Annotated in this window: 14 protein-coding genes; 5 read left to right on the top strand and 9 right to left on the bottom strand. The window is 40.2% G+C overall.

The genetic code is table 11. The features are described 5' to 3' along the window. Positions 1-27: 27 nt before the first annotated feature. The 8 genes from I6J03_RS06555 to I6J03_RS06590 all read right to left on the bottom strand — a co-directional run bounded on the left by I6J03_RS06555 (position 28) and on the right by I6J03_RS06590 (position 8,703). Positions 28-387: a CoA-binding protein gene (locus I6J03_RS06555; protein ID WP_003008557.1), complete on the bottom strand. Its 360-nt coding sequence runs from the start codon at positions 385-387 to the stop codon at positions 28-30. 23 nt (positions 388-410) lie between these two features. Next, positions 411-1,601, bottom strand: a complete 1,191-nt coding sequence (locus I6J03_RS06560) for a serine hydrolase domain-containing protein (protein ID WP_003008558.1) — start codon at positions 1,599-1,601, stop codon at positions 411-413. Positions 1,602-1,730: 129 nt separating this feature from the next. Further along, positions 1,731-3,377 (bottom strand): 2-oxo acid dehydrogenase subunit E2, encoded by a 1,647-nt coding sequence (locus I6J03_RS06565; protein WP_201694241.1) that lies wholly within the window; start codon positions 3,375-3,377, stop codon positions 1,731-1,733. A gap of 38 nt (positions 3,378-3,415) precedes the next feature. Continuing rightward, positions 3,416-4,411: a pyruvate dehydrogenase (acetyl-transferring) E1 component subunit alpha gene (pdhA, locus tag I6J03_RS06570; protein ID WP_003008570.1), complete on the bottom strand. Its 996-nt coding sequence runs from the start codon at positions 4,409-4,411 to the stop codon at positions 3,416-3,418. A gap of 313 nt (positions 4,412-4,724) precedes the next feature. Beyond that, positions 4,725-6,110 carry a histidine--tRNA ligase gene (hisS, locus tag I6J03_RS06575; protein ID WP_003008573.1) on the bottom strand — a complete coding sequence of 462 codons (1,386 nt, stop codon included), beginning with the start codon at positions 6,108-6,110 and terminating at the stop codon, positions 4,725-4,727. Between the two features lie 161 nt (positions 6,111-6,271). Next, positions 6,272-7,012: a ribonuclease III gene (gene rnc / locus I6J03_RS06580; protein WP_198137122.1), complete on the bottom strand. Its 741-nt coding sequence runs from the start codon at positions 7,010-7,012 to the stop codon at positions 6,272-6,274. A gap of 74 nt (positions 7,013-7,086) precedes the next feature. Further along, entirely contained in the window at positions 7,087-8,340 is a 1,254-nt protein-coding gene (gene fabF, locus I6J03_RS06585) for a beta-ketoacyl-ACP synthase II (protein ID WP_002997524.1), read from the bottom strand. Between the two features lie 27 nt (positions 8,341-8,367). Further along, a complete protein-coding gene (locus I6J03_RS06590) occupies positions 8,368-8,703 on the bottom strand; it encodes an acyl carrier protein (protein ID WP_002997527.1) in 336 nt (111 codons plus the stop codon). Between the two features lie 166 nt (positions 8,704-8,869). Between I6J03_RS06590 and I6J03_RS06595 the strand changes: the two genes are divergently transcribed. After that, positions 8,870-9,376, top strand: a complete 507-nt coding sequence (locus I6J03_RS06595; RefSeq protein WP_003008575.1) for an IPExxxVDY family protein — start codon at positions 8,870-8,872, stop codon at positions 9,374-9,376. 125 nt (positions 9,377-9,501) lie between these two features. After that, on the top strand, positions 9,502-10,932 hold the full coding sequence (pyk, locus tag I6J03_RS06600) for a pyruvate kinase (protein WP_003008576.1): 1,431 nt from the start codon (positions 9,502-9,504) through the stop codon (positions 10,930-10,932). Between the two features lie 32 nt (positions 10,933-10,964). On the opposite strand, the gene I6J03_RS06605 is transcribed toward pyk, so the two are convergent. Beyond that, a complete protein-coding gene (locus tag I6J03_RS06605) occupies positions 10,965-11,300 on the bottom strand; it encodes a hypothetical protein (protein ID WP_003008578.1) in 336 nt (111 codons plus the stop codon). 128 nt (positions 11,301-11,428) lie between these two features. Between I6J03_RS06605 and I6J03_RS06610 the strand changes: the two genes are divergently transcribed. The 3 genes from I6J03_RS06610 (at position 11,429) to I6J03_RS06620 (ending at position 14,983) form a co-directional block, all read left to right on the top strand. Continuing rightward, the gene (locus tag I6J03_RS06610) at positions 11,429-13,249 is read left to right on the top strand and encodes a sensor histidine kinase (protein ID WP_003008581.1); all 1,821 of its coding nucleotides are present in this window, start codon (positions 11,429-11,431) and stop codon (positions 13,247-13,249) included. Between the two features lie 47 nt (positions 13,250-13,296). Continuing rightward, positions 13,297-13,992, top strand: coding sequence for a response regulator transcription factor (locus I6J03_RS06615; protein WP_003008583.1), 696 nt, complete (start codon positions 13,297-13,299; stop codon positions 13,990-13,992). Positions 13,993-14,194: 202 nt separating this feature from the next. Next, positions 14,195-14,983 (top strand): phosphatase PAP2 family protein, encoded by a 789-nt coding sequence (locus I6J03_RS06620; protein ID WP_039990109.1) that lies wholly within the window; start codon positions 14,195-14,197, stop codon positions 14,981-14,983. The last annotated feature ends 12 nt before the right edge of the window (positions 14,984-14,995 follow it).

A 14,995-nucleotide genomic window follows, 5' to 3' on the forward strand; every position in this document is an offset into this window, starting at 1 on the left:
TATGTACAGACTCCAGTTCAAAAATCGTTAATACTGACCTGTACTTAACAGAACCAATGTACAGGCATTTTCTACCCCTATACCTTTCTTTTGTGCCAGTTGTGCCAGCTCCCAGTTCTCTGCTCCGGGATTAAAGACAATACGTCTGGGGGCAGTTTTCAGGATGTAGTCGTATAACGGTTTTTGATTTTGGGCGCCCATATACATGGTTATGGTATCAATATCGGTATGTATAGTCTCCGCAGGTTCTATCGGCTGCTCGGCAACAACACCTTTCTTCAATCCTACATTGACAATATCATGTCCAAACCTTGTCAACATATGAGCGGCTTTATATGAATATCGTTCCGGATTAGTACTGGCCCCTATTATTAATGTCTTTTTCATACGATTGTACTATCTGTTAGTTGTTAATCTACCATAAAATCGCCATCCGCATTATATGCATTTTTCCGAAGAATAGGCATCCCCAGAATTTTGTACAATTCATCCAGTTTGACCAGGCTACCGTTGGTCATATTGGACAATAATACAATGGTTACATCATTTTTCAGATCGCGTACATACAGATTGCGAAATCCGTGCCACCATCCAGTATGATACACCACCTGTTGATCATTATGATTAAATGTTCTCCATCCATATCCGTATCCGAATGCTCCCTTTTTACTCGGGTCGTTTCGGGGTACATAAGCCGAATCCAGTGTTTCCTGTTTTAATAACCGGCCTTCACGCAGCGCTATATCCAGAAGGAACATATCCTCTACCGTACTGTATATTCCTTTATCACCCAACGGGCCATCCAGGAAATTCTGTACAACAGATCTTCTCCATATCTTATCATGACCGATTACTTTGACAGGTATTTTTTCATAAACAGCTTTGGAATAAGCTGCAGTATGTTTCATTCCTGCAGGATCAAATACATTCTCCTTTAGAAATACAGCATAATCCTGTTTAGAAACTTTTTCTATGATAGCCCCTAAAACCATAAAATTGCTGTTGTTATAATGAAAACGGCCGTCTGGTTTTCCGTATCTTCCGGGTTTATGCTCCGTCAGCAGACGGATAGCATCCATATTACTCATCCCTTTCTTTTTATCTTTCCATACACCATCCGCAAAATAAACATAATTAGGTAGTCCTGAACGGTGCGTCAACAGCATTTTTACCGTAATTCCTTCATAAGGGAAATCCGGAAAGAAATCATTTACTGTCTGATCCAGTTTTAACTTCCCTTCTTCTACCAATTTCAGGATTGCTATCGAAGTCATTGGCTTCGTAACGGAAGCCAGTTCAAACTGAGATTGAATATTTAAGCTATCCTTTAATAAATAATTGGCCCATCCAAACGATTTTTCATATATGATTTTACCTTTCTTTGCGACTAGCACATTACCATTGAAACCAGCCTTTTTATGAAGATTCTGCATAAAAGCGTCTACTGCCTTATCCGCTTCATTCGGGTTATACAGAAGCCGTATACTATCTTGTTCTGCCTGATTTTTTTCATCTTTAATTTTACGTTCTTCGGCAGATGTACAGCCGATCAAACTCATAATACTTACACCTAATAGGACTTTCGCAACAATCAATTTCACAAGTTTTTCTTTAAATTTTTGAGGTATATATCTATAATGCCAAAAAATAACAATTTAGTATGTAATGGACAAATAAAAGAGCCACTTTATTGCTAAAGTGGCTCCTATTTATTTGTTGACAGATCCGGATTATGCTAATAATCTTACCGGATTCTCGATCAATGATTTTAATGTTTGTAAAAACGCTGCTCCGGTTGCACCATCCACTACTCTGTGATCACATCCCAAAGTAAGTTTCATAATGTTACCCGGTACTACAGCTCCGTTCTTAACAACCGGTATAGCCTGGATCGCTCCTACAGAAAGGATTGCTCCATCCGGGGAATTGATGATAGAAGTAAATTCATCAATACCAAACATACCCAGATTGGATACCGTAAATGTAGAACCTTCCCAATCTGAAGGCTGTAATTTTTTAGACTTCGCTCTTTGCGCAAAATCCTTAACCTCAGTAGAGATGTGCGATAATGATTTACCATCTGCAAAACGGACCACAGGAACTAACAAACCATCTTCAACAGCGATTGCAACACCAATGTTTGTATGCTCATTGAATCTGATTTTGTCGCCACCCCATGAGGAGTTTACAGCAGGATGTTTTTTCAAGGCTACAGCAGCAGCTTTGATAACAATATCATTAAAGGATACTTTTACAGGAGCTACCTCATTAATCTGTGTTCTGGCAGCGATAGCATTATCCATATCGATGCTGATAGTCAGATAGAAGTGTGGAGCTGTAAATAAACTTTCAGAAAGACGACGTGCAATTGTTTTACGCATTTGCGATACCGGCTGTTCTGTATATTTTTCTTCGCCTACATATGTTGGCAATGTGATTGTTTTAGATTCGGTAGCAGGTGCTGCTCCTGTACTCGCAGGTGCTGCAGCAGGCTTCGCAGAAGGTACGAAGGATTCTACATCTTTCTTTACAATACGTCCACCATCTGCAGAACCCTTTACATCATTCAGATTGATTCCTTTTTCTTTAGCAATTTTACGAGCCAAAGGAGATGCTTTTACTCTTGAATCATCAGCAGAAGAACCAGCAGTTTCAGCAGGAGCACTTTCAGCATCAACCTTAGGAGCTTCTTCTTTTTTGCTTTCTTTTGATTCTGCTTTAGGAGCTGCAGATTTTTGATTCAGTAAAGGTGTTACGTCTGTTCCTGCAGGACCTACGATAGCAATGATATCATTTACTTTCGCTGCCTGTCCGGCCTCAAGACCAACATATAATAAAGTACCGTCTGCGTATGCAGTCACTTCCATGGTCGCTTTATCTGTTTCCACGTCAGCAATAGCATCGTCAGATTTGATGGTATCTCCAACTTTAAAGTTCCATTGAGCAATGACACCTTCAGTCATGGTATCACTCAACAACGGCATAGTGATTACAGTGACACCAAGGTCTTCTGCAGACACACTTGCTGAAGAAGATTCTTCTGATGCAGGAGTCTCTTCTTTAGCTTCTTCTTTCTTATCCTCAGCAGGAGCTGCAGAAGCGTCCGAAGATCCGTCAAGCAATGCCTGAAAATCTTCTCCTTCTTCCCCAAGCACAGCGATCACTGCATCCACAGCTACAGCTTCACCTTCTTTGGGTCCGATATATAACAATGTTCCTTCCTGATAAGATTCGAAGTCCATTGTAGCTTTATCTGTTTCAATCTCTGCAACAAGATCTCCAGAATTTACTTTGTCACCAACTTTTTTGTGCCATTTTGCGATAACACCTTCAGTCATGGTGTCACTCATTTTAGGCATTTTTACTACTTCAGCCATTTGTTTGCTTCGTTATATTTAGTTAAAGTAATTATCAATTAATCCATTACAAAAGGATAATCCTCTTGTACGTAAACATCATTATAGATTTCTGAAGCATCCGGATATGGTGACTCTTCTGCAAATTTCACAGAATCTTCTACCACTTTTTTCACATCAGCTTCCACCTCTGCAAACCAGGCATCATCAGCATATTTATTTTCCAGAATCGCATGTTTAGTAGACAACAACGGATCACGGCCTTTATACTCTTCTAATTCTTCTTTAGTACGGTATTTAGCAGGATCTGACATAGAGTGTCCTTTATAACGGTAAGTACGGATTTCCAGGAAAGTCGGACCTTCGCCTGCACGTGCACGTTGAACAGCTTCATCCATAGCATTGTGAACCGCCACTACGTCCATTCCGTCAACAGCTGCTGAAGGCATGTCAAAACCATGTCCCATTTTGTAGATGTCGATCATATTAGTCGTACGCTGTACAGAAGTTCCCATTGCATAACCATTGTTTTCACAAACAAAAATCACAGGAAGTTTCCACAACATAGCCATGTTCAGCGTCTCGTTGAAAGCTCCCTGACGAACAGCGCCGTCACCCATGTAACACACGTTAACATTTTTGGTGCCATTGTACATCTCAGCGAATGCAATACCTGCACCTAAAGGAATCTGACCACCTACGATACCGTGGCCACCCATAAATTTGTGCTCTTTAGAGAAAAAGTGCATAGAACCACCTTTACCTTTTGAACATCCAGTTGCTTTACCATATAATTCAGCCATACAAGCATCTGCAGATACGCCCTTAGCTAATGCGTGAGCATGGTCGCGATATGCTGTGATCAATGAATCTTCAGGACCGATTACCGACATGGTACCAGCTACTACTGCTTCCTGACCGATATAAAGGTGACAGAATCCACGAATTTTTTGTTGACCGTAAAGCTGACCAGCTTTTTCTTCGAATTTACGCATGAGTAGCATGGATTTATACCACTCTAAATATGTCTCTTTTGTTATAGGTGTTGAACTCATTTTCAAGTATTGAATTTCTGACTTAACTGACTACAAATCTAATCAATATTTACAACATTTTTGTCATAGACTGCAATTTTATTACAGTGTAAAAACATTCTAATTACGCTCTGCACGATTGATTAACAAAATTTAACAGCTAAATAACAGCAGATTTCCTTTTGAATATTTTCTGTAAAATCAAAGCGACCATTTGATATTTTCTCAAATGGTCGCTTTTCAAAATCGGATGATTTGCTTCCTGCTGTCCGATTTCTTTTTCAAGACCCCGGTAACCGGTCTATTTGTCTTGGCCGATCCCTGAGTCAGTTCTCTATTTGCTAAGTAATGCCGTTATTTCTTGTTCTGAAAGTTTTTGCTGCTCACCGCTGTTCATATTTTTTAAAGAAAGCTGTCCGGTATTTACTTCTTCTTCACCTACCAAAAGCACGTAAGGTATGCGTTTATCGTCGGCATAACTCATCTGCTTTTTGAGTTTGACAGCCTGAGGATACAGTTCCACTGCAATCCCTGCCTGACGTAACCGGTTCAGCAACGGAAGTGTAAATGCCTCTATAGATTTCTCAAAATTGACGATTAACAATCTGGTATTATCAGACTCATGCTGTGGATACAGATTCAGCTCTTCCAATACATCATATATACGGTCTGCACCGAAAGACACCCCTACACCGGTCAATCCTTTGAGACCAAACATTCCGGTCAGGTCATCGTAGCGACCTCCGCCACCGATGCTCCCCATAGACACTTCGTTAGTTTTCACCTCAAATATACAACCCGTATAATAATTAAGACCACGGGCCAATGTGATGTCCAGTTCTACATATTTATCAAATACTTCTCCGGATACATCCAGCTGATTGAGGTACGCAAACACTTCTTCCAGTTCTGCCACACCACGGAGTCCTGTTTCTGATTTTGCCAGCACCGAACGAAGCTGCTCTATTTTAGAAGCAGTAGATCCTTCCAGCAAAATGATCGGGCGCAGGATAGCAAGATCGGCCTCTGTAAATCCTCTTTCCAGCAATTCTTTATTTACGCCTTCCAGCCCTATTTTATCCAACTTATCAATGGCAACAGTCATATCTACGATAAGCTCCGGTTTGCCGATTATTTCCGCAATTCCCGAAAGAATCTTCCGGTTATTGATCTTGATTGCAAAATCTTTGAGACCCAGTGCACGCAGCGCTTCCTGATAGATCAGAATAAATTCGGCTTCATTCAGCAGGCTTTCCGAACCGACCACATCCACATCACACTGATAGAATTCACGGTAGCGTCCGCGTTGCGGACGATCTGCACGCCATACCGGCTGAATCTGGAAACGTTTGAAAGGAAGACTGATTTCATGCTGACGCATGACGACATAACGGGCAAATGGCACCGTCAGATCATATCGCAATGCCTTTTCCGAAAGATGCGGAATCAGACTATTAGAAGCTTTTTCTGCTAAAAGAGCATCAGGAGCTTTACTGAGATAATCTCCGGAATTCAGGATTTTAAAAATCAATTTATCACCTTCATCACCGTATTTACCGGTCAATGTCTGTAGATTTTCAAAAGAAGGTGTCTGAATTTCCTGATATCCATACTTACGGAATACGGATTTCAGCGTATTAAAAATATAATTACGTTTTTCCATTTCGGCAGGTGAAAAATCACGCGTGCCTTTAGCCAATGAAGGTTTTACTATTGCCATATCACGGCAAAGGTAAGGTATACAAATGAAATATCCATGTAATACAGGCTGCACAAATATCAATGAACATAGCTTGGATATTCCCATATGACCATTGAAAATCAAATTATACAAATATGAAATTTTATGAAAACACCTGCGGTGAAATTAGAATTTACAGGTTACTCGGTCTCAAATATCTTGAGATATTCGCAGGCCTTTTCTGCAGCAAGCTTTTCGGCACTTTTTTTATTGAAGTCCCGGCCTATGCCACATACTTCTCCTTCGACAATCGCTTCTATACTGAACATCTTGGAAGATTCTCCTTCAGGATTAGCGGTAGGAAGAAATTGAACGTCTTTGCCCAGATGCTGACACCATTCAATTAATCGGCTTTTAAAATTGGTCTCCGTTACTTCAAGCAGCTGAATATCAACATGGGTTTTGATAATTCTGTTCAGCAGAAAACTTTTGGTAAATGCATAGCCTTTGTCCAGATATACTGCTCCGACGAGCGCCTCAAAAGCATCCCCCAGCAGAGATCCCTGCTTATTCGGAAAACTGATCATACGAGCGTCGTACTGAATCAGTTCATTCAAACCAAGTTTTCGGGAAAGTTGATTAAGGTTGGCCCTACTGACGATTTTTGACCGCATCTCGGTCAAAAATCCTTCATCTTTGTAGGGGTATTTTTTAAACAGTAACTCGGCGACGACAGATCCTAAGATTGCGTCACCCAGAAACTCTAATCGTTCATTGCTGTTTTTGGCGCCTTCCTTTATAGCGGTAGCCACAGACTTATGTCTGAAGGCCATCTGGTATAGCCGTACGTTTTCAGGGACAAACCCCAATAGGTTTTTCAGCTTCCGCACATAAGCTCTATGCGGCGAGAAATACAAATTATAAATCCGCGAAAAGGGCATGCTACTCAAAAAAGGATGAGAGGAAAGAACCTCTTTCTACCATTACAAGATCCCTCTACAATCCACACAGGCAATTAGGGCTGATACTTTTTGAAAATAACGGAAGCATTGTGCCCGCCAAACCCAAAAGTATTACTCATTGCTGCATTTACCACACGTTTTTGCGCCGTATTGAATGTAAAATTCAATTTATTATCCAGTTCAGGATCGTCGTTAAAGTGGTTGATTGTTGGAGGTACTATATCATTCTGGACAGCCAGGATCGAAGCAATAGACTCAATCGCACCGGCAGCACCTAAAAGGTGTCCTGTCATCGATTTGGTCGAGCTAATGTTTAATTCATAAGCGTGATCCCCAAATAATTCTTTAATAGCTTTTGTTTCACTTATATCTCCAAGAGGTGTAGACGTACCATGCACATTGATATAATCAATTTCATGTCCATCCATCCGGGCATCACGCAAAGCATTTGACATCACCAGTTTTGCGCCTAACCCTTCCGGGTGTGGTGCGGTGATATGATTTGCATCTGCACTCATTCCTCCTCCTACAATTTCAGCATAAATTTTTGCTCCACGTGCCAATGCATGTTCCAGACTTTCCAGTATAATCGTGCCCGAACCTTCACCTGCGACAAATCCATCACGGTCCTTATCAAAAGGACGGGATGCTGTCTTGGGATCGTCATTACGGGTAGACAATGCATGTAATGCATTGAATCCGCCTATGCCCGCTTCATTGATAATGGCTTCAGAGCCACCGGAAACGATAATATCACACAGACCGGTACGAATGTAATTGAATGCGTCGATCATTGCATTAGTGGAAGATGCACATGCAGACACACACGAAAAGTTTGGTCCGCGTAATCCATAACGCATCGAGATATGACCCGGAGCAATGTCCACGATCATTTTCGGAATAAAGAAAGGATTGAAACGAGGTGTTCCATCTCCTGTGGCGAAGTTCGAAACTTCGTCCAAAAACGTTTTTAATCCACCAATCCCCGAACCCCAGATGACTCCTATCCGATTAGTGTCAAGTTTTTCAAAATCCAATGCTGCATCTTTTATAGCTTCTTCCGTAGATGCCATGGCGTATTGAACAAAAGGATCTACCTTCCGTGCTTCTTTACGATCCATGAAATCATGCGGATCGAAATCTTTTACTTCGCACGCAAATTGGGTTTTAAATTTTGATGCATCAAATCTTGTAATAGGAGCAGCACCGCTTACACCATTTATCAATCCTTCCCAGTATTCCGGGACAGTATTGCCAAGTGGTGTAAGAGCGCCTAACCCTGTTACTACTACTCTTTTAAGCTCCATTTATGATGATTGGCCTAATTAAATTAGTTAGTTAACGTTTTTTTCTAAATAAGCGATTGCTTGACCTACTGTACCGATGTTCTCAGCTTGATCATCAGGAATAGCTACGTTGAATTCTTTTTCAAACTCCATGATCAACTCGACTGTGTCAAGTGAATCAGCACCTAAATCATTAGTGAATGAAGCTTCTGGCGTTACTTCGTTTTCGTCAACACCTAATTTTTCAACGATAATTGCTTTTACTCTTGAAGCGATATCTGACATGATTTTATAGTTTAATTGTTTAATAAATCTGTGCAAAGAAAAATAAATTTCACCAATTATCAAATCTTTTTGATTTTTTGGCGCAGCAAAAGTAAGCATGTTAATCCAATATTCAAACTGTAAAAGACTAATACTTAACCGTATCCAATAATACTAACTTTTGGCTTTATTTACAAATATTCTACTTTGTTAATGCAAATTTTACATAGAATAGCCGCAAGATACGTGAAATTATACTAATTTCGTATAAAACATCTCAGCAAAATTGAATAAAATAACTGTATTTAAATTGGAAATGGACATGGAAGAAGAACTGGATTTTGTTCTTCTGGGTATTAGCTCCCCTTTACGGGACTACAGATTATGTCATTTTATCAACAAAACTACAGGCCTCCAGTTTGTATATGGTAAAGAAAGTAATATTGACCACAAGGGGAATATGAAAGAAGGGGGAAAAGAAGAGTATGAATACCACATCATACAGGAAAAAAGTAAAGGCAAAAAGCCCGCTTTGAAACATCATTTTGCCATCTACAGATATTGCGATATCGACTATGAATACGAGTATTATCTTATTAATAACAGAAGCCAGGAAGGCGGTTTATTAATACCTGAAATAGCAAATTTTGACTTTTTTCTGGTCATCAAAAACTTTATACATGAAGAAGATTTACGCCTCCTTATTCAGAATCTGAATCGCATAAATGATGTCATAATGGTAAAAGAAATAATGCCTAAAATATTGAAATCTAAAGAAAATCTCATATTTTAGCGCACTTGAAAGAAGAGTGTACATACTACACTATAAATTATAAACTTCAAATAAGACGTTATCCTTTGTAAAAAGAAGGGTAACCGCAAACAGGAATATAAGTAGTTTTTAAAACAAAATATTACATGAAGAAAATTCAAAAACGGACCAAAATTGTGGCAACACTTGGGCCGGCATCAGCAGATAAAACTGTCTTGACAAATATGATTGCCAAAGGTGTTGATGTATGTCGCCTTAACTTCTCCCACGGAAGCCAGGAAGATCACCTGAAAGTGATCAACACAATCAACGAAATCAACAATGAACATCCCTTTAACGTAGCTATTCTTGCCGATCTTCAAGGACCCAAAATCCGTATCGGTAAAATGAAAGAGGGAGGCGCTATCTTAATCAACGGTTCTGAGGTAGAAATCACTACTCAGGAACTGATCGGTGACGAGAAACGTATCTACATCACATATGAAAACTTCCCTAATGATGTTAAGGAAGATGAGATTATCTTATTGGATGACGGTAAATTACAATTGAGAGTAATCTCTACCAACCATAAAGATACTGTATTCTGCCAGGTTGTTCACGGAGGTGTATTGACCTCCCGAAAAGGTGTCAATCTTCCAAATACAAAAGTATCAATCCCTTCACTGACAGAAGAAGATCTGGACAACCTGAACTTTGCTCTTGATCATGGTGCAGACTGGATCGCTATGTCTTTTGTACGTTCGGCAGAAGACATCTACCAGTGTAAAAAGATCATCAAAGAAAAAGGAAGTCATGCGCGTGTAATTGCGAAAATCGAGAAACCTGAAGCGATCGAAAATATCGATGCGATCATCGAAGCGACAGACGGGATCATGGTTGCACGTGGTGATTTGGGTGTTGAGATGCCAATGGAAGAAGTTCCGGGATTGCAAAAAATCATCGTTCAAAAATGTCGTGACCTTTCCAAACCGGTTATCATTGCTACACAGATGCTGGAAAGTATGATTACTACTCCTCGTCCAACACGTGCAGAGGTCAACGATGTGGCCAATTCTGTATTGGATGGTGCAGATGCTGTAATGCTTAGCGGTGAGACTTCCGTAGGAGAATTCCCGGAAATCGTTATCGAAACAATGGCTAAAATCATTGTGCATGTAGAACAGACATCATACAACTACTACAGTGACAAGAGTGATCAACATACAGATCTGACAAAGATCCCTGATGCGATCTGTGGTTCATCGATATACCTGGCTGAAAAAACAAAAGCTTCAGCTATCGCCGTGATGACATCTTCAGGTTATACTGCATTTGAAATCTCAAGCTACAGACCGGATGCAGATATTTACATTTTCACAGGAAATAAAAACCTGCTGAGATCATTAAGTCTGGTTTGGGGTGTACGTGCATTTGTATATGAAAAATTTGAAAGTACTGACGGTACAATTCAGGATGTAAACAAGTTGCTTACAGAAAAGAATCTGGTATCTCCGGGACAGATCGTAATCAACACATCTTCAACACCGCTCCGCGAAAAAGGAAGAACAAATACAATCCGGGTATCCGAAGTAAAATAAATAAAAATAAGGTGGTTGAATATTCAGCCACCTTATTTTTTTAGCAGAGAATCCTTTAGTAACAGGGGGCGAAAGTTATACGCCTCTTTTAAGGGTTGCTGATCCAGCTCATCCAGTTTTTTTGTGCCCGGCATCCGGGCCGAATCCCTGCCATATAACTTCAACGTCGGGATCTCCCCTTTTCTGTCTTTCACCTCATCTGGCTTCACAGGATACACCTGCAACCTCTTTACTGTATCCAATAACGGGAGCTGCTGATCCGGAAAAACTTTACGTCCTTTCTTCTCCTGATACTTAAAATCCTGAGCAGAAGAATAGCTCCAAATGCTTAGGAAAAGTGCTGTAAATATGCTATATTTCAAGTTCATAACATGTGAAATGTATTACCTTAAAATTAAGCAACAATTCTCAATTCCAAATCATAATACGCTACATTGCCTGTTAAATATTGTTAAATGAAAGTTTTGAAGGTAAAGCATTTATATTTTTGTAACAAATGAAACAAAGAAGTATTACTGTCATTATCGGATTAATGTCTATTGCTCTGCTCGGAGTAATGGCTATGCAATACTTTTTTATACGCGATTCTTTCCGTCAGAAATCACAACTCTTCGATGAATCGGTCAATGCTTCTCTGGCGACAGTTGCCTCTAAAATAGAGAAACACGAGGTTATGGCTTTTGCCAAAACCCAGCAAAGAAATAACCAGGTTAAGTATGAGCGTGAACAAAAACGCCTGGAAGACCAGATCAATATTCAGAAGCAGATCGAAGCCCTTCGACTTCAGCAGTATGAAGTCCAGCAAAAGTTTAAAGATGCAGAAGATGTGCTCAAAATGAGCTATCCGATCATAGTACCTCTGGAAAACTGGTTTTATGAAACGTATATCCGGCGCAAAAAATACAATTATCTGGTCAAGCTTCTGATTTCGCAAGGTGTATATGAGGACAATTCTATTGGCAACTCCATCGAGGTATATGCAGTGGGTGATAAAATCGCGCGTATTGCAGCAAAAGACGATAGCTGCCGATACCTTGCTTTCTTGAACCCGTATGAATTAAACTCACTGGATTTTACGATCAAGACATTACCCCCAAAAGCAGATATGAAGATTGCACTTCGTATACATGCCTTAGAGAATAAACTCAAACTGTCTCAACTTGATGATGCCAGCAATCTCTATGACTCTATCGCCGTAATCGGCGGTAAGAAAAATGATGTAATTGAAGATTTTGCTGCCAGTATGGAGCTTTCCAAACGTCCGTTAAAGAGTCGTATCGATGTTAGTTTCCTCAAGAAAGAGCTTACACGGGAACTTTCCAACAGGGATATTAACTCTAAATTCAATATTGAAGTCAAAGAGAATAATAGTATTCTGTACAATATTAATACACTTGGTGAACTGGATAAACCTCAGAAGCACAACAGCTACTCTACGCTGCTGTTTCAGGGAGATGTCGGAAATGCACCCGGCAAACTGACCATTACCTTTACGGACAAGCGTAATATTATCATGGACAATATGGGATACCTCTTCTTTCCGATGGGAGCCTTACTTGTGTTACTGATCGGTTGCTTTGCCTATACACTGACCACGATCTTCCGTCAAAAGAAAATCTCAGAGATGAAGACCGACTTTATCAACAATATGACCCATGAGTTCAAAACTCCTGTAGCGACCATCATGATTGCGAGTGAGTCTCTCCGGGATCCGGAAATAATTGCAGACGAAAGAAGAGTAAATCGCCTGGCCAATATTATTTACGATGAGAATGTCCGATTGGGAGATCATATTGAAAGGGTACTCAATATCGCCAGACTGGAAAAAGAGAATCTGAAAATAGACCGCATGGATGTCCGGATCAATGACCTGACCAATGCGGTACTGGACAGCATGCAGCTGCAGATTCAAAAATCCAAAGGCACACTGGAAACTTTTCTGGAGGCAAAGGATGATGTCGTGATCGGTGACGAATTACACCTCTCCAATGTACTGTTTAATCTGGTCGACAATGCCATCAAATACAGTAAAGACAGTCCGCATATTACCGTCAGAACCCACAACCATAAAAATACGATAGTGATATCCGTCAGTGACAAGGGAATCGGTATGACGCGCGACCAGCAGCAGAAGATCTTTGATCAGTTTTACCGGATTCCTACAGGTAATATTCACAATGTAAAAGGGTTTGGTCTCGGACTGAGTTATGTAAATGATATTATCAAACGTCTGGACGGTAAGATACAGGTGAAAAGTGAAAAGGATAAGGGCACAAATTTTGATATTACATTGCCACTGAAAGGGCACAAATTATAATTAGAAATGCTGCTGCTCCGGCAACAGTTATTATCAATCAGAAAAATATGCAAATTATGCAAAAAATATTATTAGCGGAAGATGATCCTAATCTGGGTGAGCTTCTGAAAGACTATCTGGAACTGAAAGGTAAATTCGATGTCACACTTTGTCAGGATGGAGAAGAAGCGCTTGTCGCCTTCCATAAAGACCAGTATGATCTATGTATCCTGGATGTCATGATGCCCAAAAAAGATGGATTTTCGCTTGGAAAAGATATCCGCAAAACAAACACTACAGTGCCTGTGATATATGCTACTGCCAAAGGAATGATGGAGGATAAAACTCAGGCATTTGAATTAGGCGGAGATGATTATATTACAAAGCCATTTCGGGTAGAAGAACTTTTACTTCGCATAAATGCTCTTCTGAAAAGAAGCTCCAGAGATAAAGAAGAAGAAACTGCGGATAAGTTTGAAATCGGAGATTACTTCTTTGACTATACCAGTCAGCAGATTTCTTATAAGGGTCAACAGCAGAAACTGTCAACAAAAGAAGCAGAATTACTACGCTTACTGTGCCTGAAGAAAAATGATGTCCTTACCCGCGAAGAGGCTCTTTTAAAAATCTGGCACGATGACAATTACTTCACAGGAAGAAGCATGGATGTATTCCTGAGTAAGCTCCGCAAATACCTGCGGGAGGATCCGAGTGTAGAAATCGTCAATGTACACGGTAAAGGTTACAAGCTGCTCGTCAGCTAACAAAATATAAAAACATACAGATAATTATTGTCTCTTAATTTTATGATTTCAGGAGGCAATAATTATCCTTAAATCGCAACACACACTAACATCATCTTCATTAACAGGATCATAATCTGGTATATGAAGGTATTCTGAGTTTTTATCCATAAGATTATCCAGCCACCCCGGTGGTTGTTATCACACTTACAAACGAATTCCTATGACATTAATGCGCACTGTCATTACTTTTCTTATCCTGCTAATATGTTCTGGCCAATCGCTGCCAGCACAACAAGACACAACCAAACAATACAGCGATACCCTGCAAAATACGACTCTCAAAAAAAGCTTTTGGAGACAAATCCCTTACAAGGAAATTGCGATGCCTGCAGGATTACTGACCTATGGTATTATTTCAAGGGAAAGCCATTTCCTTATTCATCAGGACAATGATATCAACAATGTATTGCGAAAAAATATAGACGAAAAATTTACCATAGATGATTTTAGCCAGTACACACCGTTACTTAGTATTTATGTGTTGGATCTGGCAGGCATAAAAGCCCGGCATAACCTCAAAGAGCGGCTGTTTGTTTCAGGTGTATCTTATGCCATTATGGCCACAACTGTATATACCATCAAAAGTACAGGCAATGTCTGGCGTCCGGACAACTCTGCGAATAATTCTTTTCCTTCCGGACATGCTGCTACAGCATTTGCCGGAGCAGAATTATTATGGCAGGAGTATAAAGACCAGTCTATCTGGTATGGAATTGCAGGGTATACAGTAGCAGCCGGAACCGGATTTTTCAGAATGTACAATAATAAACATTGGTTTTCGGACGTAGTCATGGGAGCAGGTATCGGCATGCTCAGTACCAAGATAGGATACTGGTTACTCCCTCTTGTGGACAAGCACCTGCAGCATAATCCCTCTTCTTCTGTTACAGTCGTCACACCTTTTTATAATGGAAAACAAACCGGACTGTCTGCAAGCGTCCAATTCTGATCAACAGCAGAC

This window comes from Sphingobacterium spiritivorum (genome assembly GCF_016724845.1).
Lineage (GTDB): Bacteria > Bacteroidota > Bacteroidia > Sphingobacteriales > Sphingobacteriaceae > Sphingobacterium > Sphingobacterium spiritivorum_A.